This window comes from Streptomyces sp. NPDC101219 (assembly GCF_044767675.1).
GTDB lineage: Bacteria > Actinomycetota > Actinomycetes > Streptomycetales > Streptomycetaceae > Streptomyces.
Genome location: NZ_JBIWOK010000012.1, coordinates 14,612 through 37,249 on the forward strand (window position 1 = coordinate 14,612; position 22,638 = coordinate 37,249).

Sequence of the window (22,638 nt, forward strand, 5' to 3'; positions counted from 1 at the left end):
GGGGGGCGGGGGGTGTGGGCTCGGCGGCGCGGCGGGGGGCCCGGGGGGGGGGGGCGCCCCCCCGGGGCGCCCCCGCCCCGCCCCCCCGCCGCCCCCCGGGGGGGGGGGGCCCGGGGGGGCGCCCGGCGCGGTGGGGCGCCGGCTCAGGACGAGAGGCAGTTGTCCGGGCTCAGTCCCATGATGTGACGGAGGCGCCGTCCGGGCGCGGGCTCAGGACGTTACAGCCGCCGTCCGGGCGCGGGCTCGGGTTCAGGACGTAGGACCGCCGCCCGGGGCCGCCCGGGCTCAGGACGTGAGGTCGCCGTCCGGGCTCGGGGCCGGCTCGGTGCGGCCGGTGCCCTCCTCGTCGATCTCCTCGCCGCGCAGCTCGCGCGCCATGAGGGTGGCCCCGGCGACCGCGCCCGGCATCAGGAACACCGCCACGAAGGGCACCAGGAAGGCCAGCCCCAGCGGTGTTCCGAAGCCCCAGACGAGCCGCTTGCGGGTCCGCAGGAGGGCGAGGCGGTCCCGTAGTTCCACACCGCGCCGCTGGAGCGCGACCGCGGTGAGCTCCTCGGTGAGGAAGAAGCCGGTGACGAAGAACCCGACGACGGGGACGACTGTCTGGCCGACGACCGGGATGAAACCGAGCGCGAACAGCAGCACCGCCCACAGCAGGGCCCGCGCGATGATCCGCAGGCTGTCGCGGGCGGAGATCCACAGCTCCCGCATCAGCGGCAGGTCCGACTCGGGGGCGGTGCCGTCGGGCGACACGTCGCGGTCCACCTTCTCGGAGAGGCTCTCGTAGAAGGGCTGCCCGACGAGCAGGGTCATCGCGGTGAAGGTGATCACGGACAGCAGCAGGGCGAGGGCGAACAGCACGGCGGTGAGGAAGCCGCGGAACAGGCCCTGCCAGGGGCTCGACCAGTCGTCGGCGAAGGGCGTCGCCCAGCCGACGGCGTCCTGGCCCCAGAGCGCGAGCGCGACGAGCGCCGCCGCGTAGAGCACCAGGGTGATGAGCCCCGGCAGCAGCCCGAAACCGTACTGTTTGCCGTGCCGGGCCACCCATCGCTGGCCCCTCAGCAGATATCCGAAACCCACCCCGAGATCGCGCATGGGGGCACTGTATCCGGCCCGTGCGCGCGGCCGCGGGGCGCCGTTGAGTCGAACGGGCCCGCCCCGCCGTACCGCTTCGAGGGGGAGCCCATCGGCGGCCGTTCTGTTGAGGAGGGCGCATGACCCAGGAGATCCATGGCACCGTGGCCGACGGTTTCGAGGCGGTCCGGGAGGAGTTCGCGGCGTTCGCGGCCGGGGAACGGCCGGACCACGAGAGTCAGTTGTGCGTCCACGTGCACGGCCGCAGGGTCGTCGACCTGTGGACCGGGGGCATCGGCCCGGACACCCTCTACGGGGTCCACGAGGCCACTCAGGGCGCCGTGTTCCTGGTGGTGGCGGTCCTCGTGCAGGACGGCACCCTGGAGCTGGACCGCAAGGTCACCTACTACTGGCCGGAGTTCGCCGCCGAGGGCAAGGGCGGGCTGACGCTGCGCGACCTGGTCGCCCACCGTGCGGGCGTGGTCGGCACGGACACCGGCTTCACCCTGGCGGAGCTGGCCGACGACCGCGCGCTGGCCGAACGGCTCGCCGACCAGCGCCCGTTCTGGCGGCCCGGTACGGCCTGCGGCTCCCATCCCCTCGTGATCGGCGCGCTGGTGGGCGAGGTGGTCCGCCGCGCCACCGGGCACCGGCTCCAGGCGGTGTACGAGGACCGGGTCCGGGTGCCGTACGGGCTGGACCTCCACCTGGGTCTGCCGGCGGCGCAGGAGCCCCGGTTCCGTGCGACGCAGCCCATGGCGCCGACGCCCGCGCAGCAGGTGCGGCTGGACGCGCTGGCCAGCGGGCCGCACACCCTGGAGGCGATCGCCCTCAACCGCCACGCCGACGGGGCGGTCGATCCGGCGCTGCTGCCCAACGAGCGGCTGGTCCGCGCCGCCGGCCCGGCGTCGGCGGGCGGTATCGCCTCGGCCCGCGGCCTGGCCGGGCTGTACGCGGCGGCGATCAGCGGGACGGGGGAGCACGAGCCGCTGCTGAAGGCGGACACGATCGCGGAGGTCGGTCAGCTGCACGCGGCCGGCCGCGACCCGGTGACCGGCGGCCACGCGGCGTACGGGCTCGGGTTCGAGGCCGTCGCGGACGTCCGGTACCGCTTCCTGGGCGCGGGTGCCTTCGGGCACGGCGGGGTGGCGGGCGCCCTGGGCTTCGCCGACCCGCGCAGCGGCCTGGCCTACGGCTGCACCCGGCGCCGCTGCGCCTTCCCCGGCGGACCGGCCCCGGAGAACGAGCGGCTGGTGCGGGCGGCGCACCGGGCGGCCCTGGCGCTGTGACCGGCACGAGGGCCGCACCCCGGGATCCTGGGTGCGGCCCTCATGGTGGCCGGGCGGGCGGGGCCGTCAGAGCCTGACGGTGCCGTCAGAGCTTGACGATCATCTTCCCGGTGTTGTCGCCGCGCAGGACCCCGAGGAACGCCTCGAGGTTGTTCTCGATGCCCTCGACGACCGTCTCCCGGTACTTCAGCTCGCCCGAGCGGATCCAGGGGCCGACCTCCTGGACGAACTGCGGCTGCAGGTCGTAGTGGTCGTTGACCAGGAAGCCCTCGATGCGGCCGCGGGTCTGGATGAGGCGGGCGAGGTTGCGGGGGCCGGGCGCGGGCTCGGTGTTGTTGTAGACGGAGATCGCGCCGCAGACGGCGATCCGGCCGTCCCGGTTGAGGGAGCCGATGGCCGCCTCCAGGTGGTCGCCGCCGACGTTGTCGAAGTAGATGTCGACCCCGTCCGGGGCGGCTTCGCGGAGCTGGTCGCTGACCTTGCCGTTCTTGTAGTTGAAGGCGGCGTCGAAGCCGTACTCCTTCACGAGGAGTTCGACCTTCTCGTCGGAGCCGGCGGAGCCGATGACCCGCGAGGCGCCCTTGAGCTTGGCGATCTGCCCGACCTGGCTGCCGACGGCGCCCGCGGCACCGGACACGAACACGGAGTCGCCCTCCTTGAAGGAGGCGGTGCGCAGCAGCCCGGCGTAGGCGGTGAGCCCGGTCATGCCGAGGACGCCCAGGTACGCGGACAGGGGTGCCGCCTCGGGGTCGACGCGGACGGCGTTCTTCGCCTCCACGACGGCGTACTCGCGCCAGCCGTGGAAGTGCAGCACGTGGTCGCCGACGGCCACGCCCTCGGCGTTGGAGGCGATGACCTCCCCGACGGCGCCGCCCTGCATGGCCTTGCCGAGCTCGTAGGGGGCGACGTAGGACTTGGCCGCGCTCATCCGGCCGCGCATGTACGGGTCCACCGAGAGGTACGCGTTGCGGACCAGCACCTCGCCCTCGCCGGGTGCGGGGATCTCCGACTCGACGAGGTCGAAGTCCTTGGGCTCGGGCCAGCCGACGGGGCGGCTGAGCAGATGCCATGCGCGGCCGGTGGCGGGGAGTGCGGTGGCGTCGGTCATGCGGGGCACCTTTCCTGGAAATACTTCAGTACCTGAAACAACCATGCGCCTGAATATTTCAGGATGTCAAGCAAGTGGGTACCCTGGACGGCATGGCCGCACCGCACAGCTCCCGACCCGACGCCCTGACCCTGGAGGTCGTCGAGCTCATCGGCGCGGTCGTCGCCCGCTACCACGAGGAGTACGAGTCGGCCGCCGCCGAGCACGCACTGACCGGCGCCCAGGCGCGGCTGCTGAGCCTGCTGTCCCTGGAGCCGCTGCCGATGCGCCGGCTGGCGCAGCGCCTGAAGTGCGAGCCGTCGAACGTCACCGGCATCGTGGACCGGCTGGAGGCACGGGGCCTGGTGGAGCGCCGCCCCGACCCGGGCGACCGACGGGTGAAGCTGGCGGCGGCAACGCCCGAGGGCCGGCGGGTCGCGGGCAGCCTCCAGGAGTCCCTGCGGTTCGCCCGCGAGCCGCTGGCGGGCCTGTCCGACCAGGAGCGCGTCGCCCTGCGGGACGCGCTGCGGACGATGCTGCGGGACGGCTGACCAACGCGCCCCAGCATTTCGACGATCACACGGGAAGGCCCGGATGCCCGACCTCATGGCGGGCGTCGAGCGGTGACTTCTGCGCTCAACGGCCAGAGTGCCCTGTCGGTCTGGCCGGACATACGGCGATCGTCGAGACGTTCACGAGCGATATCGGCGGTCACGGTCGGACCGACCGGCTCAAGGATGACGGGTTCGCCACGGCGGATTAAGGAACTGCTGTCGCACACAAGGCAGTTCGCCGATTCGGGCGTCAGGGCCATGTTGCATCACCGGGCTGATGGATCCGGTCCGGCGGCGCACCCCTGTGATCCATGAAACCAAGTCGCGTTGTTAGCCTGGCCCGTGCACGCCAATCAACTGAACGGGGGCGGCTGTGGCGTACGGAGACGGTGGGGGCCCGGGGCGGCCGGTCGGTATGGAGCTGAACGGGTATCCGGCCGATGCCGGGGGTTCGTCGGGCCCCGCGCGCGGTGGTTCGAAGGACCTGGCGTCCAGTCCCGCGCAGAAGAAGGCCGCCGCCAAGGCGATCCAGGACCACATCGAGCCCGACACCCGCAAGGCCGGTGACTGGGCGGACGAGGAGACCGGCGCCGCGGTCAAGGCGTTCGCCGCGAAGGACGGGCACGGGTGGGTCACCTCGACGGCGCTGAAGAAAGCGCACAAGACCTGGGGTGAGCAGGTGCAGAACCTGATGAACCGCCTGAGTTCCGAGAAGGAAGCTCTGCGGAGCACCGGCATCCTGTTCCAGAACACCGACTTCGGCATCGGGCAGGGCATCCGCAAGTCGTCCAACCTGGACGGCTACTGAGCCGTCCGCCGCGCCTTCAGCCAGTCACACCGACGCTGCACCACGGGGAATTCATGCCGACGTACCACGAAATCATGACGACCGATTTGGCCACCCTCACCACGGCGGCCAAGAGCTGGGACGACATGGCCAAGGAATTCGGCAAACAGGAGAAGGCCTACAAACGGGATGTCCACGGCATCTCCATGGGCCCGGGCTGGCAGGGACTGGCCGCGAACGCCGCCAACCGCCGCTTCGACACCACCCTCAACGAGTACCGGAACGCCCAGACCGAGGCGAAAGCCATCGCCTCCCTTCTGCGTGACGCGCACACCCAGTTCACCGACCTGCGCGGCAAACTCAGAACCGCCCGCCAGGAAGCCATCGACGCCGGCATGAAAGTGTCCGACCAGGGCCGCGTCTCCTTCGACACCCAACGGCTCAGCGAAGGCGCCCGCACCGCCTACCACCACGATCCCGACTACCAGGAAGACGTCCGCAAGAGCGTCCGCTCCTGGCAGGACCGCATAGACCAGCTCGTCAAGGACACCACCGACGCCGACAAGGGCGTCGAGATCGCCTTGAATGCGGTGGTCGTGGATACCAACGTCTTGGACGGGACGACTGCCGGATTCAACGGACAAGCCACAGGCACCATTGACTTCTACGAGCGGGCCGCCGAGAAGGAGCAAGCAGAGCGTAAAGCGGAAGCCGAACAAAAAAAGAAGGAGAAGGACGAGCAAGACAGCGTCAAGAAGTCGATCATACGGGGGATCGCGAGCGCAGCGCGTGGCCTCCGCAGTCCCGGAGATATCGGCACCAAATTCCTCTCCGCCGGCATTGAAGGGCTGGCAGGCGCAACGGGATACAACACCACGCAGGGAGTCACACTCGGAGTAGGTGTTGGATGGGGAGGCGCCGGCGTAGGCTATGAGGTTTCACTCGCGGGCACCACGACTCCTGACGGCAAGACTCAAATTGGCATTCTGACATCCAAGTCTGTTTCCTCTTCCGGTTTCGATTTCGGCCTGTCAGGAACAGTCGGGACATTCAAGAGCAACGCCGACGACATCAGCCAGCTTGAAGGAAAGGGGTGGGACAAGGGCGGTTCCCTGAAGGCGGGTGTGGGATTGTACGGGAGTCATCAGACGGCTATCGGTACAACCAACTCCAAGGGGGAGGGCGTTAACAGCGTATCCTACGGGCTGGGAGTTGGCCTGGGAGCCGAGGTCAACGGCGGGTACAGTAATGCCGAAACGCTCTGGCGCAAGGAAGTTGGGGGGAAAAAGTGACCGCGATTGACCCGGCAGCACTTCTCTTTTTCGTTTTCGGCTGGCTCTTTGCGTTGAACATCGCGGGTCTCGCCGACCGCGTACACCAGCTCGCATCCCGCCATGTCAGGATGATCGGAACATCGGTCACATTTCGCATCATGGGGGGGATCTGGGTTCTGGTCGGCGGTGTACACCTCTTGCGTCCGCTGTTGAGCTGATCCCGGCGGGCTTACAGTTATGTCATAGGCACTCTGGGTCGGGGCACTCCCACGTACTTCTCCACGGGGTCGACCTTGGACACCTCTGCGGGGAGCCGACTGGTACCGGCACATCACCCGGGCCATGCTCGCCCACGCCGTCGTCGCCACGACGGCCGCCGCCGCGGAGACCAGAAAGGGCGGCAGAAACGGTCCCGACGACCCCTGGCCGCTCGCCATGGCGGACGTCCGGCGACTCCTGGCAACTGGTCACCCCGCGCCGACGCACCTACGGCATACCGGTCACGCGCTGAACTGGTCCCGCGTGCGCCGCCCTCGGCAGGCCACGGCCCGCCGCTGCCATGACCACCGTCGCACCCGAAGTGACGAACTAACGCCACCTGCCGACGTGTCAGCCGATTGCCAGCCACCGCAGTGCCCTGCCCAGCGGGACGGGCAGGACTGTCCCACCCCTCCAACGAGCGACCGGCACGCCACCGGCGCCTTCGTGACCGGTGCCGCCCTACGTGCACCACCACAGGAAGCGGTTGCAGGTCTTCGTCGGTTCCGGTTCCGGCTCGGGGTCCGGTTCCTCGGTCGTCGGCTCCGGGTCGTCCGGCGTGCCCGGGTCGGCCGGGGCCGTGCGGGTGGGGGCGCTCGTCGGGCGGGGGGCGGAGGTCTCCTGCGCGGGCGGCGCGCTCTCCTCGTCGGCCGGGTCCGTCTCCTCCGGCTCCGCGTCCTCGGACTCCGACGCGGACACCGAGGGCGAGGCCGATCCGGATGCGTCCGCGGACGGTGACGACTGCGGCGCGCCGGCCCCCGGGCCGCCGTCGGCCGTGCGGGTGGGCGGGAGTTCGGTCGCACCGCCGTCCGGCGTCTCGTCGGCCGCGGTGGCGGGGCGGGGGTCGGCCCCCCGGGCGTCGATCCCCAGCTCGGCCAGGCTCAGGCCGCCCGCCGCAAGGACGAAGCCGGCGGTAACGAACAGCGTGCGGCGCCGCCGCCGGCGGTGTGCGGCGGCCTTGCGGTCCCGGCGGCTGCCCTCCGTCGCCGTCCTGCGCGCGGCCCGCCCGGGTTCCGGCCCCGGCTCCGGTTCCGGCTCCGGTTGCGCTTCCGGCTCCGGCTCCGGCTCTGCCTCCGGGGCCGGTTCCCCGGCTGCGTACCCGGCGGGTCCGGCGGGCCCGGCGGCCCTCTCCGCGGCGGTGCGGAGCGTCTCAACGGGAGTGCCGCACCCCGGGCACGCGAGCGCGCCGTTGAGGTGCCGTCGGCAGGGGTGGCAGTAGTCCATGACGCGGGAAGGTTAAGTTCCGTTCGGGTCGGGTTCCCAGGACTCTCCGTGAAGGTTTGGTGAGGACCCTTGCCCAATGGTTTGGAATCCGCCGAAACCGCTGCGTGCGTGACCCATTGACACCCCGCCACCCCGTCCTTATTGTCGCGCCAACATTTCGAACGCCTGACGAAATATCGAACAAGAACGAACGGGGCGACTCCGAGCCGCCCGGGGCCGGGCCGAGAACACGAGGGGCAACTGCCGTGCGCATCACCGGAATCAGCACACACGTGGTCGGAACGCCGTGGCGCAACCTGACCTACGTCCAGGTGCACACCGACGAGGGCCTCACCGGAGTCGGTGAGACCCGGATGCTGGGCCACACCGACGCCCTGCTGGGGTACTTGAAGGAGGCCGAGGCCAACCACATCGCCGGCTCCGACCCGTTCGCCGTCGAGGACCTCGTGCGCCGCATGAAGTACGGCGACTTCGGCCGCGCGGGCGAGATCGTGATGTCCGGGATCGCGGTCGTCGAGATGGCGTGCTGGGACATCAAGGGCAAGGCCCTCGGCGTCCCCGTCTGGCAGTTGCTCGGCGGCAACGTCACCGACCGGGTCAAGGCGTACGCCAACGGCTGGTACACCACAGAGCGCACCCCGGAGGCGTACCACAAGGCGGCCCAGGCGGTGATGGAGCGCGGCTACCGGGCGCTGAAGATCGACCCCTTCGGCACCGGGCACTTCGAGCTCGACCACGGGCGGACGCGCTACGCCGTCTCCCTCATCGAGGCGGTGCGCGACGCCATCGGCCCCGACACCGAGCTGATGCTGGAGATGCACGGGCGCTTCTCCCCCGCCACCGCCGTGCGCCTGGCCCGGGAGCTGGCGCCGTTCGCCCCGGCCTGGCTGGAGGAGCCGGTGCCGCCGGAGAACCTCAAGGCGCTGGAGAAGGTCGCCGCGAAGGTCGACATGCCGGTGGCGACCGGGGAGCGCATCCACGACCGCATCGAGTTCCGCGAGCTGTTCGAGAGCCAGGCGGCCGACATCCTCCAGCCCGACGTCGGCCACATCGGCGGCATCTGGGAGACCCGCAAGCTGGCGGCGACCGCCGAGACCCACTACATGCTGGTCGCCCCGCACAACGTCGGCGGTCCGGTGCTCACCGCCGCGAGCCTCCAGGTCGGCTTCACCACCCCGAACTTCAAGATCCTGGAGCACTTCAACGACTTCGCGGACGCGGAGATCAAGAAGGTGGTCAAGGGGGCGCCGCAGGTGGACCCGGAGACGGGCTGCTTCCACCTGTCCGACGCCCCCGGCCTCGGGGTGGAGCTGGACGTGGACGCGGCGGCCGAGTTCCCGCAGCAGCAGGCGCGGTTCGACCTGTGGGCCGAGGGCTGGGAGCAGCGCCGGCCGAAGGGCATGGCGTGAGCGCCCCGGCGGGCGCGGGCCCGGCCGGCGGCGCCGTGAGCGTCGTCGTCGAGGCACCCGGCGAGCACCGCCTCGCCCCGCACGAGCCGCGCGACCCGGCCCCCGGCGAGGCCCTGGTCCGGGTCCACGCCACCGGCATCTGCGGCAGCGACCGCGAGCTGTACCAGGGCAACCGCCCCGAGGGCTACGTGCGGTACCCGCTGACGCCGGGCCACGAGTGGTCCGGGACGGTGGAGCGGGTGGGCTCCGGGGTGCCGGCGGCCCTGCTCGGCCGCAAGGTGGTCGGCGAGGGGTTCCGCAACTGCCAGGTCTGCGACCGCTGCCACGCCGGTGAGAGCACCCTGTGCACGGCGGGCTACGAGGAGACCGGCTTCACCGAGCCGGGCGCGATGGCGCCGACGCTGACCCTGCCGGCCCGGCTGCTGCACGTCCTGCCCGACGACGCCGACCTCACCGCCGCCGCCCTGCTGGAGCCCGCCGCGTGCATCGCCGCCGCCGCGCTCAAGGCCCGTGCGGTGCCCGGGGAACGGGTGGCCGTGGTCGGCACCGGCACGCTCGGCATGTTCGCCGTGCAGTTCCTGCGGGCGGCCTCCCCGGCCGAGCTGCTGGTGGTCGGCACCCGGCGGGACCGCGAGGACCTGGCGGTGCGGTTCGGGGCGACGGACTTCCGGACCAGGGACGAGGAACTGCCCGGCGGTTTCGACGTGGTGATCGAGACGGCCGGGTCGGCCGAGGCCGCGCGCACCTCCGCCGCCCTGCTGCGGCGGGGCGGGCGGCTGGTGCTCACCGGTATCCCGGCGCCGGGCGCGGCCGGGCTGGACCCGACGGACCTGGTGGTACGCCAGCTGGAGGTGCACACCGTCTTCGGGGCGCCGCCCGCCGCCTGGGCGCACACGGTGCGCGTGTTCGCCGCCGGGCTCCTCGATCCGCTCCCGCTGGTGACCCACCGGCTTCCGCTCACCGCGTTCGCGCGCGCCATCGAGCTGGTGGGCTCGGGCGACCCGGCGGTGGGCAAGGTGCTGCTCCACCCCGAGGAGGCCGAGAAGCCCGAGGAGCCCCAGGAGCCCCGGGAGTCCGCGAAGCCCCAGGAGCCCCGGGAGCCCGAGGAGCCCTGCTGACGGTGCGCCGGGCCGGGGGCTACTGACGGTCCCCGGCCCGGCGCACGACCCGACGGCCCCGGCTCGTACCCCGAGCCGCGAACACCGTCCGGGATACCGAACGGCAAACCGAACACAAAAGGACACCCCGTGACCGACGCTGTGACCGTTGCTTCCGCCCGGGCGGCCCGCAGGCCCGGTGAGCAGGCACTGGCCGCCCTGGGGCTGGGCGCGCCCGCCCCGGACCCGGCCGACTCCTCCCCGCACACCTTCCCCGGCGGCGGCCGCTGGCGCACCGAGATCCCGTCCTGCGAGGGGCCGGAGGCGCTGGCGGTGGTGCTGAAGGAGGCGTCGCGGCTGGACGTGCCGATCCACCGGATCAGCCAGGGCAGCGGCGTGTGGATGCTGACCGACGCCGAGATCACCGAGATGGCCGAGGCCACCGCCGAACGGGGCATCGAGCTCTGCCTGTTCACCGGCCCGCGCGGCACCTGGGACATCGGAGGCTCCACCCGTACCGACTCGCGGGGCGCGGGGCTGCGCGCCCGGGGCCACGACGCGGTCGCGGGCTGCGTGGAGGACGCCCTGCGGGCCACGGAGCTGGGGGTGCGCTGCCTGCTGGTCGCCGACGAGGGGGTGCTGTGGACGCTGCACCGGGCGCGGGCCGCCGGGCTGCTGCCCGCCGACACCACCTTCAAGGTCTCCGCACTCGTCGGACCGGTCAACCCGGCCTCGTACGCGGTGTACGAACGGCTCGGCGCCGACTCGATCAACGTGCCCAGCGACCTGACCCTGCATCACGTCACGGAGATACGGCGAGTTTCGGCCACCCCCATGGATCTGTACATCGAGGCGCCGGACGACCTCGGCGGCTATGTGCGGATGTACGAGGTCGCCGAGCTGATCCGGCGGGGTGCCCCGCTGTATCTGAAGTTCGGTCTGGCCAAGGCGCCCGGGATCTATCCGTACGGCCACCACCTGCGCGAGCTCGCCCTGGCGACCGCCAAGGAGCGGGTGCGCAGGGGCCGTCTCGCCCTGGACCTGCTGGCCCGGCACGGCGCCGACGGGGACATGGCCCCGCTCGGTTCGCGGCTTCCGGGTGATCTGAGCCGCTTCGACGTCTCGTCATAACGTTCTGGAAATCTGACTTCACAGAAGTAGACACAGTCGCGCACAATCCCACACAACCCTTCGTGGGCCCGCCCGGCATCCCGTCTCCTCACGCCCTGCCGCACCACCCGTCCTGCCCCGCACACACGTCAAGGATGATGATCATGCGTAACCGCAGAGCCGCGTTCACCGCCCTCGCCGGAGCCGTCTCCCTCGCCCTCGCCCTGTCCGCCTGCGGCCAGAACAGCGACGGCGGCAGCAAGGAGGACAAGTCGGGCGCCGAGGGGGCCGTCATCGGCATCGCGATGCCGACCAAGTCCTCGGAGCGCTGGATCGCCGACGGCAACAACGTCGTCAAGGACCTCGAGTCCAAGGGCTACAAGACCAAGCTGGTCTACGGCGAGGACGACCCCGACCAGCAGGTCTCCCAGGTCGAGAACCTGATCACGCAGGGCGTGAAGGCCCTCATCGTGGCGTCCATCGACAACAAGTCGATGAACAACGTCCTCCAGCAGGCCAAGGACGCCGACATCCCGGTGATCTCCTACGACCGCCTGATCCTCGGCACCGAGAACGTCGACTACTACGCCTCCTTCGACAACGAGAAGGTGGGCGAGCTCCAGGGCAGCTACATCGTCGAGAAGCTGGGCCTGAAGGACGGCAGCGAGAAGGGCCCCTTCAACATCGAGCTGTTCGCCGGCTCCAACGACGACAACAACACCCGCTACTTCTTCCAGGGCGCGATGAACGTGCTCAAGCCCTACATCGACAAGAAGCAGCTCGTCGTGCGCTCCGGCCAGACCGACCTCAACCAGGTCACCACCCTGCGCTGGGACGGCGGCACCGCGCAGAAGCGCATGGACGACATCCTGACCTCGGCGTACAAGACCGAGCGGGTGGACGCGGTGCTCTCGCCGTACGACGGCATCTCCATCGGCATCCTGTCCGCGCTGAAGTCCGACGACTACGGCTCCAAGTCCAAGCCCCTGCCGATCGTCAGCGGTCAGGACGCGGAGGTCGCGTCGGTGAAGTCGATCATCGCCGACGAGCAGTCGATGACCGTCTACAAGGACACCCGCGAACTCGCCAAGGTCGCCTCGAACATGGTCGACGCGCTGCTGAACGACAAGAAGCCCGAGGTCAACGACGAGAAGACCTACGACAACGGCGCGAAGGTCGTCCCGGCCTACCTGCTGGAGCCGGTCGCCGTGGACAAGTCGAACTACCAGGAGGTCGTCGTCGACTCCGGCTACATCAAGGAGAGCGACCTCAAGTAACCGTCCCCCACGACCCACCACCGACTGGAAGGCACGACCATGGCGGGACCCGTCCTGGAGATGCGCTCGATCGTCAAGACCTTTCCCGGCGTCAAAGCGCTGTCGGACGTCACACTGACCGTCCGGCAGGGCGAGGTCCACGCCATCTGCGGCGAGAACGGCGCCGGCAAGTCGACCCTGATGAAGGTCCTCTCCGGCGTCCACCCGCACGGCACCTACGAGGGGGAGATCCTCTTCGAGGGGGAGCCCTGCCGGTTCAGGGACATCCGGGCCAGCGAGCAGCGCGGTGTGGTGATCATCCACCAGGAGCTGGCCCTGGTGCCCTACCTCTCCCTCGCGGAGAACATCTTCCTCGGCAACGAGCACGCCACCCGCGGCCTGATCGACTGGAACGAGACGCTGCGGCACGCCACCGAACTGCTGCGCCGGGTCGGGCTGAACGAGCACCCGGAGACCCGCGTCGCCGACATCGGCGTCGGCAAGCAGCAGCTGGTGGAGATCGCCAAGGCCCTGTCGAAGAAGGTGAAGCTGCTCATCCTCGACGAGCCGACGGCGGCCCTCAACGACGAGGACAGCGGCAAACTCCTCGACCTGATCCTGCAGTTGAAGGAACAGGGCATCACCGCGATCATCATCTCGCACAAGCTGAACGAGATCCGCAGGGTGGCCGACTCGGTGACGATCCTGCGGGACGGGCGCACCATCGAGACGCTCGACGTGAAGGACCCGGCCACCACCGAGGACCGGATCATCAGCGGGATGGTCGGCCGCGACCTGGAGCACCGCTTCCCCGAGCGCACCCCGCACCATCCGGAAGAGGGCACCGCACCGGCGCTGGAGGTCCGCAACTGGACCGTGCACCACCCGATCGACCAGCAGCGCAAGGTCGTCGACGACGTGTCGCTGACCGTGCGGCGCGGGGAGATCGTCGGCATCGCGGGGCTGATGGGCGCCGGGCGCACCGAGCTGGCGATGAGCATCTTCGGCCGCACCTACGGCCGGCACGCCTCCGGGACCGTCCTGAAGGACGGCGAGGAGATCCGGACCCGCACGGTGCCGGAGGCGGTGGCGCACGGCATCGCCTACGTCACCGAGGACCGCAAGCACTACGGCCTGAACCTGATCGACACCATCAACCGCAACATCTCGCTCAGTGCCCTGGGCAAGGTGGCCCGGCGCGGGGTGGTGGACGAGCACCAGGAACGCCAGGTCGCCGAGGGCTTCCGGACGTCCATGAACATCAAGGCGCCCACGGTGTTCGAGCCGGTGGGCAAGCTGTCCGGCGGCAACCAGCAGAAGGTCGTCCTCAGCAAGTGGATCTTCGCCGGTCCCGAGGTGCTGATCCTCGACGAGCCGACCCGGGGCATCGACGTCGGCGCCAAGTACGAGATCTACACGGTCATCGACCGGCTGGCCGCCGAGGGCAAGGCGGTCGTCTTCATCTCCTCCGAGCTGCCGGAGCTGCTCGGCATGTGCGACCGCATCTACACCATGGCCGCCGGACGGCTGACCGGCGAGTTCTCGCGCGCCGAGGCCTCCCAGGAGTCGCTGATGCGGCAGATGACGAAGGACAAAGAGGTATCCCGATGAGCACGGAAGTCACCGACAAGAGCCCGGCCGCCGCGCCGCCGGGCAAGAGCGGGCCGGGCGTCGGTGACGGCCTGCTCCGGCTGATGCTGGACGGCATGCGCCGCAACATGCGGCAGTACGGCATGCTGATCGCGCTGGGCCTGATCGTGGCGCTGTTCGCGGTGTGGACCGACGGCGACCTGCTGCTGCCGCGCAACGTCTCCAACCTGGTGCTGCAGAACAGCTACATCCTGATCCTCGCGATCGGCATGATGCTGGTCATCATCGCGGGCCACATCGACCTGTCGGTCGGCTCGCTGACGGCGTTCGTGGGTTCCATGGCGGCCGTGTTCATGGTCCGCAACGACATCCCGTGGCCGATGGCCGTGGTGCTGTGCCTGGCCGTCGGCGCCATCGCGGGGGCGATCCAGGGGTTCTTCATCGCCTACGGCGGCATACCGTCGTTCATCGTGACCCTGGCGGGCATGCTGACCTTCCGCGGGCTGACCGAGATCTTCCTGGAGGGCCAGACGCTCGGCCCGTTCCCCAAGGGGCTGCAGAAGGTCGCCAACGGCTTCATGCCGGAGGTCGGTCCGGAGACCAACTACCACAACCTCACCCTGTTGCTGGGGCTGTCGCTGATCGCGCTGGTGGTGTTCCAGGAGGTCCGCGACCGCCGCCGGCAGCAGGAGTTCGCCCTCGACGTGCTGCCCGCCCGGCTGTTCCTGCTGAAGCTGGTCGCGCTGTCGGCCGCCGTGCTCACCGTCACGCTGCTGCTGGCGAGCTACAAGGGCGCCCCGATCGTGCTGCTGATCCTGGGCGCGCTGCTGGTCGGCTTCGGCTACGTGATGCGCAACGCCGTCATCGGCCGGCACATCTACGCGATCGGCGGCAACCTGCCCGCGGCCAAGCTGTCGGGCGTGCGGGACAAGAAGGTGACCTTCCTGGTCTTCCTGAACATGGGCATGCTCGCGGCCCTGGCGGGTCTGGTGTTCGCCGCCCGCTTCAACGCGGCCTCTCCCAAGGCCGGCCTCAACTTCGAACTGGAGGCGATCGCGGCCGCGTTCATCGGCGGCGCGTCGATGAGCGGCGGTGTGGGCACCGTGCTCGGCGCGATCATCGGCGGTCTGGTCCTGGGCGTGCTGAACAACGGCATGAACCTCGTCGGCATCGGCACCGACTGGCAGCAGGTCATCAAGGGCATGGTGCTGCTCGCGGCGGTCGGCTTCGACGTGTGGAACAAGCGCAAGGTCGGTTCGTAGGTCCCATCGGGCCCCGCCGGACGGCGGGGCCCCTCCTCGACGGAGTAGTTCATGGAACTGAACAGACGCACCATCATGGCGGGCGCCGCGGCGGCCGGCCTGGCCGCCGCCACCGCGACCGCGACCGGGGGCACCGCGCACGCCGCGCCCGGCCGGCCCGGCGGCGGGGGCGGGCGCGGGCCGGTGCGGACGCCCTTCGGGCGGCTCGCGGACGGCACGGAGGTCGACAGCTGGGCGCTGGAGAACGGCGGGACCCGGATGCGGGTGCTGTCCTACGGCGGCATCGTGCAGTCCCTGGAGATCCCGGACCGGCGCGGCCGGTACGCGAACGTCTCCCTCGGCTTCGGCAGCCTGGAGCCCTACGTCTCCTCCAGCCCCTACTTCGGCGCCCTGATCGGCCGCTACGGCAACCGCATCGACCGGGGCCGCTTCACCCTGGACGGCCGCACGTACCAGCTGTCCGTCAACGACGGGGAGAACAGCCTGCACGGCGGGGAGAAGGGCTTCGACAAGCGGGTCTGGGACGTGGAGCCGTTCACCCGGGGCTCCGACGTCGGTCTTCACCTGAGCCTGACCAGCGCCGACGGCGAGATGGGCTACCCGGGCACGCTGCGCGTCCGGGTCACCTACACCCTGACCCGCCAGGGCGACTGGCGCGTCGACTACGAGGCCCGCACCGACCGGGCCACCGTCGTCAACCTCACCAGCCACGTCTACTGGAACCTGGCCGGCGAGAGCAGCGGCACCGTCCTGGACCACGAACTGTCCATCGATGCCTCCCGGTTCACGCCGGTCGACGCGGGGCTGATCCCCACCGGCGAGCGGGCCCGGGTCGCGGCCACCCCCTTCGACTTCCGGCGGGCCAAGCCGATCGGCCGGGACATCCGCACCGCCCACCAGCAGGTGCTGTACGGGCAGGGCTTCGACCACAACTGGGTGCTCGACAAGGGCATCACCTCCCGGCCGGGGCACGCGGCGACCCTGCGCGACCCGTCCTCGGGACGCACCCTGCGGATCACCACGAACGAGCCGGGCCTGCAGTTCTACTCCGGCAACTTCCTCGACGGCACCCTGGTGGGCACCGGCGGCCGGGTCTACCGGCAGGGCGACGGGCTGTGCCTGGAGACCCAGCACTTCCCGGACTCGCCGAACCAGCCGTCGTTCCCGTCGACCGTGCTGCGGCCCGGCGAGACGTACCGCACGACGACGGTCCACTCGTTCGGTGTGTGACCCCCGCGGGGGCGCGTGACGCGCAACACGCGCCCCGCGTTCCCGCCGTCACAGTTTTTTCACACCGGTTGAACGGCGTCACACGCCCCTTCGTATGTACCGGTGGCCCGTGCTCCCCCGCGCGGGCCACCCACGCATGACGGGCCCGGTTCGTCCCCGGCGGGCCCGCCGTACACGGAGGTTCCATGGCCGACAACGTCACCTCGTTGTTCCGCAGCACCGCGGCGCACAGTCCGTCGATGGCGGCGCTGACGCGGGAGAGCGACGGGGCCGGGCCGGTGGACTTCTGCATCCCCTGCAATCCGTACTTCCCCACCCCCGCCATGTTCGAGGAGATGGCGGCGAGGCTGCGCGAGATCGTCACGTACTACCCGAGCGGCGCCGACACGATCACGGCCGAGCTGTGCAGCCTGCTCCAGCTGCCCCCGCAGTGCGTGGCCATGGGCAACGGCTCCACGGAGCTGATCACCTGGATCGACCACCTCCTCGTCCGCGAGTCGCTCGCCGTCCCCGTGCCCACCTTCGGCCGCTGGACCGACCAGCCCATGGAGACCGGCAAGCGGGTCGACATGTACCCGCTCCAGGAGTCCAGCAGATTCGCCCTCGATCTCGCGCAGTACGCCGAGTTCATCCGGGCGCGCGGCACCCGGGTCGCCGTCATCTGCAACCCCAACAACCCCGACGGCGGCTTCCTGCACAAGCACGCGATCGTGCAGTTCATGGACGCCATGGCCGATCTGGACCTGGTGGTGATCGACGAGTCGTTTCTGGAGTTCGCCGACGCGGAGAACGAACCGAGCGTGGTGCAGGAGGCGATGCTGCGCCCCAACGTGATCGTGCTGCGCAGCCTCGGCAAGAACTTCGGCCTGCACGGCATCCGCTTCGGCTACCTGGTCGCCAACCCGGCGCTCGCCGGACGGGTGCGGTCCATGCTCCCCAAGTGGAACCTCAACTCCTTCGCCGAGCACGTGGTGTTCATGCTGAAGGAGCACGGCGCCGAGTACGCCCAGAGTCTGCACCAGGTCCGCCGCGACCGGATGGACATGTCCGGCCAGCTCTCCTCGCTGCCCGGGCTGACGGTCTACCCCTCGCAGGGCAACTTCCTCTTCGTGCGCCTCCCCGTGGGCGCCGAGGGCACCGTGGTCCGGGACCGGATGCTCACCGAGCACCGGATCCTGGTCCGCGAGTGCGGCAACAAGATCGGTTCCTCCAGCCGCTTCCTGCGTCTCGTGGTGCGTCCCCAGGTGGATGTGCGTCGCCTGGTGTCCGGCCTGGAACAGGTGCTCTACGGGACGTCCAGGAGGGGAGCCGCCGTGCCCGAGCCGGCCACAGGGACCGGCTACAGCTCGGGCACGGCGGCGGTGGACCGCCTGGTGAGCGAGACCAACGGGTCCGGCACCCGGGGCCTGGCCGCTCAGGCCGTCGGGTCGGGCACCGCCCCCGGCATCGCGGCCGCTCCGGCCGCCGGCACCGGCATGCCGCTCCCCGCCGCCGCGTCCGCCGCACCGGCGGACACGTTCGGCGGGATGCCGATGCCGGCGGCAGCCTCCCCGGCTCCGCCGCAGCCGCAGCCGCCCCTGCCCGCGCCGGCCCCGGTGCCGCAGCCGGTGCCCGCCGCGCAGGCCGTGCCGCAGCCCGCGGCGGCCCAGGGGCCGGTCACCTACCCGGAGCCGGTGTCGCTTCCGGTCCCGGAGCCGGTGCCGGCGCCGCAGCCGGTGCCCGCCGCGGCGGCGGCGTTCGCGGCGCCCCAGGTGCCGCAGCAGCCCTCGGGGCTCACACCGCCCGGTGTGCCGGCCCGCGGCGGTCTCACCGCCGCCCAGGTACGGGGCACCGACGGCCTCTCCGCCGCCCCGGCGACGGGCTGGCCGGGGGCGCAGTCCTGGCCGAACGCGGCGGGCTGACCGGGGCGCTGCGGCCGGGTCGCTGCGGGCGGGCGGGAAGCGCTGCCGGTCCCGCGTGCGGGCGGGCCGGCGCGCGTCCCCGCGGGGTGCGTGCCGGCCCGCCCGGTCACGTCAGGACCTGCCCGGGCACTGCTTCCAGGCGAGGTGGTAGATGGTGCTGATGTCCCCGTCGGTGGAGTCCATGGTCATGAAGCTGACCTTGTGCGGGGACGAGGTGCCCGCGTTCAGCCGCAGTTCGGTGTTGATGTTGAAGTTGCGCTGCACTCCGCAGGGCGCCCAGACCAGCTGGGCCCAGTCGGTGGTGTCCGTGGCCTGCCAGTTGTCGTTGTAGGGGCCGGCGTAGTTGTGGGTGCGGTACTCGGTGTTCGGTGAGCCCTGGAAGTAGTACGAGGCTCTCTGGGTGCCCTTGGCGCCGGGCTGGAGCGAGGCGAAGCCGCGGTAGTCGGCGCTGGCCACGGCGTAGGTGAAGCCCTGGGGCACGTGGACGAGCAGGCTGAGCTGGCAGTTCTTGCGGAAGTCGGTGGGCCCGGAGTTGCCGCCCACCTGGGCGAGGTAGTCGCTGTAGGTCACCGTGAACGCGGTGTTGTCCGCCGAGACGGCGACGGCGGCGGTACCCGCGGGACAGCCGGAGCCGTTCACCGTGGCGACCTTGATGACGATCTTGTCCGGGGGCGGGTCCTCGAAAGAGGACGAGGCGGGGTTGTGGGCGGGTATCGCGGCGGTGAGCAGCGCGGCCACCGCGGCGCTCATGAGCAGGCCACCAGCCATGGTTCTCCATCCGGATCGGTGGGGGGTGCGCCGCCCGGTCACGGACCGGGCGGCGCCTTGTCGCACGACACTCGTTGAAGCGTCATGTACATGCCAAACATGCGGACACGAGCCCCCGGCCCCGTGAAGGAGGCATGAAGGTGCTGTGAAGGCCGGGAGCGGTGGAATCGTACGGAGCGCGGCGGACCGGGGACAGAGCGAACTCCGGCCATTCACGTCCGGCGGACCGCAAAGCGGCAAACAGGACGTAACGGGACCGCGCGTGAACGACGGGGGTCCGGTTCGTAGACAATGGCCCACCAGCACCACCAGCAACCCCCGGCGCCCCGCCGCGACAGCGGGCGGCGGGCAGCACGGCAGGAGGCGCTCCCTTGGAGCTCAGCAGGCGTACCTTCACCGCCCTGGCCGGGACGGCGGCGCTCGGACTCGCCCTGGCCGGCAGCGGCGGGGCGGCGACCGGTCCCCGCGGGACGCGCGCCGTGCCGACGGGTCCGCCTCCCCCTCCGCCCACCGCCGACGGCAGGCGGCACCGGATCGGCCACGACCGGTACTCGCTCCTGGTCGACAACCGGCGCCTGGTGCTGTGGTCCGGCGAGGTGCACCCCTTCCGGCTGCCCAGCCCGTCGCTGTGGCGCGACGTCCTGCAGAAGCTGCGCGCCCACGGCCACAACGCGGTCACCGTCCCGGTCGCCTGGAACTACCACTCCCCCGCCCCCGGCGAGCACGACTTCAGCGGGGTGCGCGATCTGGACCTGTTCCTGCGCACCGCCGCCGAGGAGCGCCTGTACGTGGTGCTGCGCCCCGGCCCGCACCTCGGCGCCGACCTGGACGCCGGCGGGCTCCCGGGCTGGCTGACGGCCACCGGGGCCACCGCGCGCGGCGACGACCCGGAGTACCTGCGGCACGCCGACGCCTGGCTCGGCGCGGTCAACTCCGTGGCGGTGCGGCACCTGTACACGGCGGGCCGCGGCACGGTGCTGCTGTACCAGCTGGAGGACGCGCGCGACGCCGCCCCCGCCGAGGCGCGCGCCGCCACCGAGCGCCTGTACGCGCGCCTGCGCGCCGACCGCATCGACGTCCCGGTGTTCCGCACGGGCGGCACGCCGGACACCACCGGCGAGCCGTGGCTGTACGCCGTCGACGCCGACACCGCGCCCGACCGGGTCCCCGCCGACCCCGTGCGCCTCGCGGGCGGCGCCGCGTCCCGGCCGGGCACCCCCGGCATCGTGGCGTCCTCGGCGGCCGGCGCGGCCGACCCGTGGGGCGGGGCGGCCTCCGGCGGCAAGGGCTACGGCGAGGTGCGCCGGATCCGCGACGCGGCCTACGAGCGGCGCACGACGCTCACCCTCCTCGCCGGCGGGATCACCGTCCACAACGCCCGGACGGCGTTCGGCGGCACCTCCTGGGGCTGGCTCCCCGGGACGAACGTCTACACCTCCTACGACCACGGTGCGGCCATCGACGAGGCCCGCCGCGTCTCACCCAAGCTGGCCCCGATGCAGCAACTGGGCCACCTGCTGCGGACCGTGCCGGACCTCGCCCGGCTCGACCCGGCGAAGGAGGTCCGCGCGCAGGACGACCGGGTGACCGTGTACCACCTGGCCAACCCCGACACCGGCGCCCAGGTGTACGTCCTGCGCAACGACTCCGACGAGCAGGTCACCACCGCCCTGCCGGGCACCGCCGTGAACGCCCCGGTGAGCATCGGACCGCGGGACGCCAAGCTGCTCCTCGGGGACGTCCGGCTGGGGCACCGCAGGCTGGCCCACTCCACCGTGCAGCCCATGCTCAGCATGACCGCCGGCCGGCACGACCTCGCCGTGTTCGCGGGCCGCCACGGCGAGATGGCGCAGGTCGCGCTGGACTGCGACACCCAGCCGCTCACCAACCGCCTGGACGAGGAGCCCGCGTGGTCCTACGACCAGGGCCGGCTCAACGTGGCGGTGCCGCTCGGGGCGGGCGGACTGGCCCGGGTGCTGGTGGAGAACGGCGACTCCGACACGCCCATGGTGCTGCTGTTCGTGGACGACGCGGGCGCGCAGCGCATGTGGCCCTACGAGACGCCGTCCGGCCCGCTGCTGGTCCACGGCCCCGCCCTGCTGCGGTCGGCCACCGTGCGCGGCTCCACCCTCCATCTCACCGGGGACACCGCCGGCGAGACCGGCCTGGAGGTGTGGGCGCCGCGCGGCACGACCGCCGTGACCTGGAACGGCCGCCCGGTGCGCACCACCGTCAGCCGGGCCGGCAGCCTGGTGCTGGAGGGGCTGCTGCCGGGCGTGGACCGGCCGGAGCTGCCCGCCCTGACGGGCTGGCGGCGGCGAGCGGAGAACCCGGAGGCCGACCCGGGCTACGACGACTCCGGATGGCGGACCGCCGACCTCACCGCCTCCCACAGCACCACGCCCGTGCCCGACGGGCAGCCGGTGCTGTTCGCCGACGACTACGGCTTCCACTACGGCGACGTCTGGTACCGGGGGCGGGTCGCGGACGCCCGCGGCCTGGAGACGGTGTCCCTGTCCTACCGCACGGGTACGCAGGGGCTGTTGATGGCCTGGCTGGACGGGCGCCCGCTGGGCACGCACCGCATGCCGGTGCCCGGCGCGGACACCGCGGACCGGGGCACCTGGAAGGCCACGGTGTCCTTCGCCGTGCCCGGGGAGCTGCGCGGGCGGGAACGCCACGTGCTGTCCGTGCTGGTCCGGCCGATGCAGCACGCGGACGGCGAGGAGCCCTCCGCGTACCGGGCGGGGCGCGGGCTGCGGTCCGTCGCCTTCCAGGGCGCCGACGCCACGGTGACCTGGCGGATCCAGGGCGCCCGGGAACCGGACCCGGTGCGCGGACCGCTCAACCACGGCGGGCTGTTCGGGGAGCGCGCCGGCTGGCACCTGCCGGGGTACGACGACGCGGACTGGCGCCGCGTCGACTCCCTGGGCGCGCGGCGGCGGCAGGGAGTGACCTGGTACCGGACGCGGTTCCGGCTGGACGTCGACCCCGGCGTGGACGCCTCCGTCGGCCTCACCCTGGACGACGACCCGGGGCGCGCCTACCGCGTCCAGATCTTCCTCAACGGCTGGAACATGGGCCAGTACATCAACGACGTGGGCCCGCAGCACACCTTCGTGCTGCCCAACGGGATCCTGCGCACCCGCGGTGCCAACACCCTGGCCCTGGCGGTGCTGGCCGACGGGACCACCCCCGCGGGGCCCCGCGACGTACGGCTGACGCTGATCGGGGCGGCCTCGGGGGGCGTTCCGGTGAAGGCGGTGGACTCGCCGGGGCGGTGAGCCCCGCCCCGGCCCCCGCCCGCTCCCGTCCCCAACGGTTGGCGCGCCCGGCGGATACGGCCCCGCCCCGCCGGGCCGGTGCGATCCTCACGCCGGTCCCCAACTCGCCCTCCCGCGCGGCCACATGACCCCCTCCGGGCGGAACAGCGGTCACCGGTTCGCCTGACGCGGACGCGCGCGGGCG

The 22,638-nt window shown here is 71.6% G+C and carries 17 protein-coding genes and 1 pseudogene; 14 read left to right on the plus strand and 4 right to left on the minus strand.

The window, feature by feature from the left end; translation table 11 throughout:
- Positions 1-285: 285 nt before the first annotated feature.
- Positions 286-1,095, minus strand: a complete 810-nt coding sequence (locus ACIRPP_RS23110) for an EI24 domain-containing protein (RefSeq protein ID WP_403645959.1) — start codon at positions 1,093-1,095, stop codon at positions 286-288.
- A 119-nt stretch (positions 1,096-1,214) separates the two neighbouring features.
- On the opposite strand from ACIRPP_RS23110, the gene ACIRPP_RS23115 reads away from it, so the two are divergent.
- The gene (locus ACIRPP_RS23115) at positions 1,215-2,363 is read left to right on the plus strand and encodes a serine hydrolase domain-containing protein (RefSeq protein ID WP_403645962.1); all 1,149 of its coding nucleotides are present in this window, start codon (positions 1,215-1,217) and stop codon (positions 2,361-2,363) included.
- Between the two features lie 85 nt (positions 2,364-2,448).
- On the opposite strand, the gene ACIRPP_RS23120 is transcribed toward ACIRPP_RS23115, so the two are convergent.
- Complete coding sequence (locus ACIRPP_RS23120; RefSeq protein WP_403645964.1) at positions 2,449-3,471, minus strand: NADP-dependent oxidoreductase; 1,023 nt, start codon at positions 3,469-3,471, stop codon at positions 2,449-2,451.
- Between the two features lie 92 nt (positions 3,472-3,563).
- On the opposite strand from ACIRPP_RS23120, the gene ACIRPP_RS23125 reads away from it, so the two are divergent.
- The 4 genes from ACIRPP_RS23125 (at position 3,564) to ACIRPP_RS23140 (ending at position 6,283) form a co-directional block, all read left to right on the plus strand.
- Complete coding sequence (locus ACIRPP_RS23125; protein ID WP_403645967.1) at positions 3,564-4,001, plus strand: MarR family winged helix-turn-helix transcriptional regulator; 438 nt, start codon at positions 3,564-3,566, stop codon at positions 3,999-4,001.
- Between the two features lie 418 nt (positions 4,002-4,419).
- The gene (locus tag ACIRPP_RS23130) at positions 4,420-4,812 is read left to right on the plus strand and encodes a hypothetical protein (RefSeq protein ID WP_403645970.1); all 393 of its coding nucleotides are present in this window, start codon (positions 4,420-4,422) and stop codon (positions 4,810-4,812) included.
- A gap of 74 nt (positions 4,813-4,886) precedes the next feature.
- Entirely contained in the window at positions 4,887-6,083 is a 1,197-nt protein-coding gene (locus ACIRPP_RS23135; RefSeq protein ID WP_403645973.1) for a hypothetical protein, read from the plus strand.
- On the plus strand, positions 6,080-6,283 hold the full coding sequence (locus tag ACIRPP_RS23140) for a hypothetical protein (RefSeq protein ID WP_403645976.1): 204 nt from the start codon (positions 6,080-6,082) through the stop codon (positions 6,281-6,283). The genes ACIRPP_RS23135 and ACIRPP_RS23140 overlap by 4 nt, the downstream gene beginning before the upstream one ends.
- A gap of 502 nt (positions 6,284-6,785) precedes the next feature.
- On the opposite strand, the gene ACIRPP_RS23145 is transcribed toward ACIRPP_RS23140, so the two are convergent.
- Complete coding sequence (locus ACIRPP_RS23145; RefSeq protein WP_403645979.1) at positions 6,786-7,547, minus strand: hypothetical protein; 762 nt, start codon at positions 7,545-7,547, stop codon at positions 6,786-6,788.
- A 245-nt stretch (positions 7,548-7,792) separates the two neighbouring features.
- Between ACIRPP_RS23145 and ACIRPP_RS23150 the strand changes: the two genes are divergently transcribed.
- The 8 genes and pseudogenes from ACIRPP_RS23150 (at position 7,793) to ACIRPP_RS23185 (ending at position 18,402) form a co-directional block, all read left to right on the plus strand.
- Positions 7,793-8,956 carry a mandelate racemase/muconate lactonizing enzyme family protein gene (locus tag ACIRPP_RS23150; protein ID WP_403645982.1) on the plus strand — a complete coding sequence of 388 codons (1,164 nt, stop codon included), beginning with the start codon at positions 7,793-7,795 and terminating at the stop codon, positions 8,954-8,956.
- Positions 8,953-9,987: pseudogene (locus ACIRPP_RS23155) on the plus strand (zinc-binding dehydrogenase); the annotation flags it as partial. The gene ACIRPP_RS23150 and the pseudogene ACIRPP_RS23155, both read left to right, overlap by 4 nt.
- 228 nt (positions 9,988-10,215) lie before the next feature.
- Complete coding sequence (locus ACIRPP_RS23160) at positions 10,216-11,184, plus strand: hypothetical protein (RefSeq protein ID WP_164337282.1); 969 nt, start codon at positions 10,216-10,218, stop codon at positions 11,182-11,184.
- Between the two features lie 143 nt (positions 11,185-11,327).
- Positions 11,328-12,440 (plus strand): multiple monosaccharide ABC transporter substrate-binding protein, encoded by a 1,113-nt coding sequence (gene chvE / locus ACIRPP_RS23165; RefSeq protein WP_403645984.1) that lies wholly within the window; start codon positions 11,328-11,330, stop codon positions 12,438-12,440.
- Between the two features lie 39 nt (positions 12,441-12,479).
- Positions 12,480-14,030, plus strand: coding sequence for a multiple monosaccharide ABC transporter ATP-binding protein (gene mmsA, locus ACIRPP_RS23170; RefSeq protein ID WP_403645986.1), 1,551 nt, complete (start codon positions 12,480-12,482; stop codon positions 14,028-14,030).
- Positions 14,027-15,271 carry a multiple monosaccharide ABC transporter permease gene (gene mmsB, locus ACIRPP_RS23175; RefSeq protein ID WP_164337278.1) on the plus strand — a complete coding sequence of 415 codons (1,245 nt, stop codon included), beginning with the start codon at positions 14,027-14,029 and terminating at the stop codon, positions 15,269-15,271. The genes mmsA and mmsB overlap by 4 nt, the downstream gene beginning before the upstream one ends.
- 51 nt (positions 15,272-15,322) lie before the next feature.
- Positions 15,323-16,501, plus strand: coding sequence for an aldose epimerase family protein (locus tag ACIRPP_RS23180; protein WP_403645989.1), 1,179 nt, complete (start codon positions 15,323-15,325; stop codon positions 16,499-16,501).
- A gap of 185 nt (positions 16,502-16,686) precedes the next feature.
- A complete protein-coding gene (locus tag ACIRPP_RS23185; protein ID WP_403645992.1) occupies positions 16,687-18,402 on the plus strand; it encodes a pyridoxal phosphate-dependent aminotransferase in 1,716 nt (571 codons plus the stop codon).
- Between the two features lie 111 nt (positions 18,403-18,513).
- Here the strand turns inward: ACIRPP_RS23185 and ACIRPP_RS23190 are convergent, their stop codons facing one another.
- A complete protein-coding gene (locus tag ACIRPP_RS23190; protein ID WP_403645995.1) occupies positions 18,514-19,170 on the minus strand; it encodes a DUF4360 domain-containing protein in 657 nt (218 codons plus the stop codon).
- Positions 19,171-19,541: 371 nt separating this feature from the next.
- Between ACIRPP_RS23190 and ACIRPP_RS23195 the strand changes: the two genes are divergently transcribed.
- Positions 19,542-22,454 (plus strand): beta-galactosidase, encoded by a 2,913-nt coding sequence (locus ACIRPP_RS23195; RefSeq protein ID WP_403645997.1) that lies wholly within the window; start codon positions 19,542-19,544, stop codon positions 22,452-22,454.
- Positions 22,455-22,638: the final 184 nt, after the last annotated feature.

Excerpts from the sequence above, each read along its gene's own strand:
- ACIRPP_RS23110 (WP_403645959.1), bottom strand. The coding sequence starts at position 1,095 with ATGCGCGATCTCGGGGTGGGTTTCGGATATCTGCTGAGGGGCCAGCGA.
- ACIRPP_RS23115 (WP_403645962.1), top strand. The coding sequence starts at position 1,215 with ATGACCCAGGAGATCCATGGCACCGTGGCCGACGGTTTCGAGGCGGTC.
- ACIRPP_RS23120 (WP_403645964.1), bottom strand. The coding sequence starts at position 3,471 with ATGACCGACGCCACCGCACTCCCCGCCACCGGCCGCGCATGGCATCTG.
- ACIRPP_RS23125 (WP_403645967.1), top strand. The coding sequence starts at position 3,564 with ATGGCCGCACCGCACAGCTCCCGACCCGACGCCCTGACCCTGGAGGTC.
- ACIRPP_RS23130 (WP_403645970.1), top strand. The coding sequence starts at position 4,420 with ATGGAGCTGAACGGGTATCCGGCCGATGCCGGGGGTTCGTCGGGCCCC.
- ACIRPP_RS23135 (WP_403645973.1), top strand. The coding sequence starts at position 4,887 with ATGACGACCGATTTGGCCACCCTCACCACGGCGGCCAAGAGCTGGGAC.
- ACIRPP_RS23145 (WP_403645979.1), bottom strand. The coding sequence starts at position 7,547 with ATGGACTACTGCCACCCCTGCCGACGGCACCTCAACGGCGCGCTCGCG.
- chvE (WP_403645984.1), top strand. The coding sequence starts at position 11,328 with ATGCGTAACCGCAGAGCCGCGTTCACCGCCCTCGCCGGAGCCGTCTCC.
- mmsA (WP_403645986.1), top strand. The coding sequence starts at position 12,480 with ATGGCGGGACCCGTCCTGGAGATGCGCTCGATCGTCAAGACCTTTCCC.
- mmsB (WP_164337278.1), top strand. The coding sequence starts at position 14,027 with ATGAGCACGGAAGTCACCGACAAGAGCCCGGCCGCCGCGCCGCCGGGC.
- ACIRPP_RS23180 (WP_403645989.1), top strand. The coding sequence starts at position 15,323 with ATGGAACTGAACAGACGCACCATCATGGCGGGCGCCGCGGCGGCCGGC.
- ACIRPP_RS23185 (WP_403645992.1), top strand. The coding sequence starts at position 16,687 with ATGGCCGACAACGTCACCTCGTTGTTCCGCAGCACCGCGGCGCACAGT.
- ACIRPP_RS23190 (WP_403645995.1), bottom strand. The coding sequence starts at position 19,170 with ATGGCTGGTGGCCTGCTCATGAGCGCCGCGGTGGCCGCGCTGCTCACC.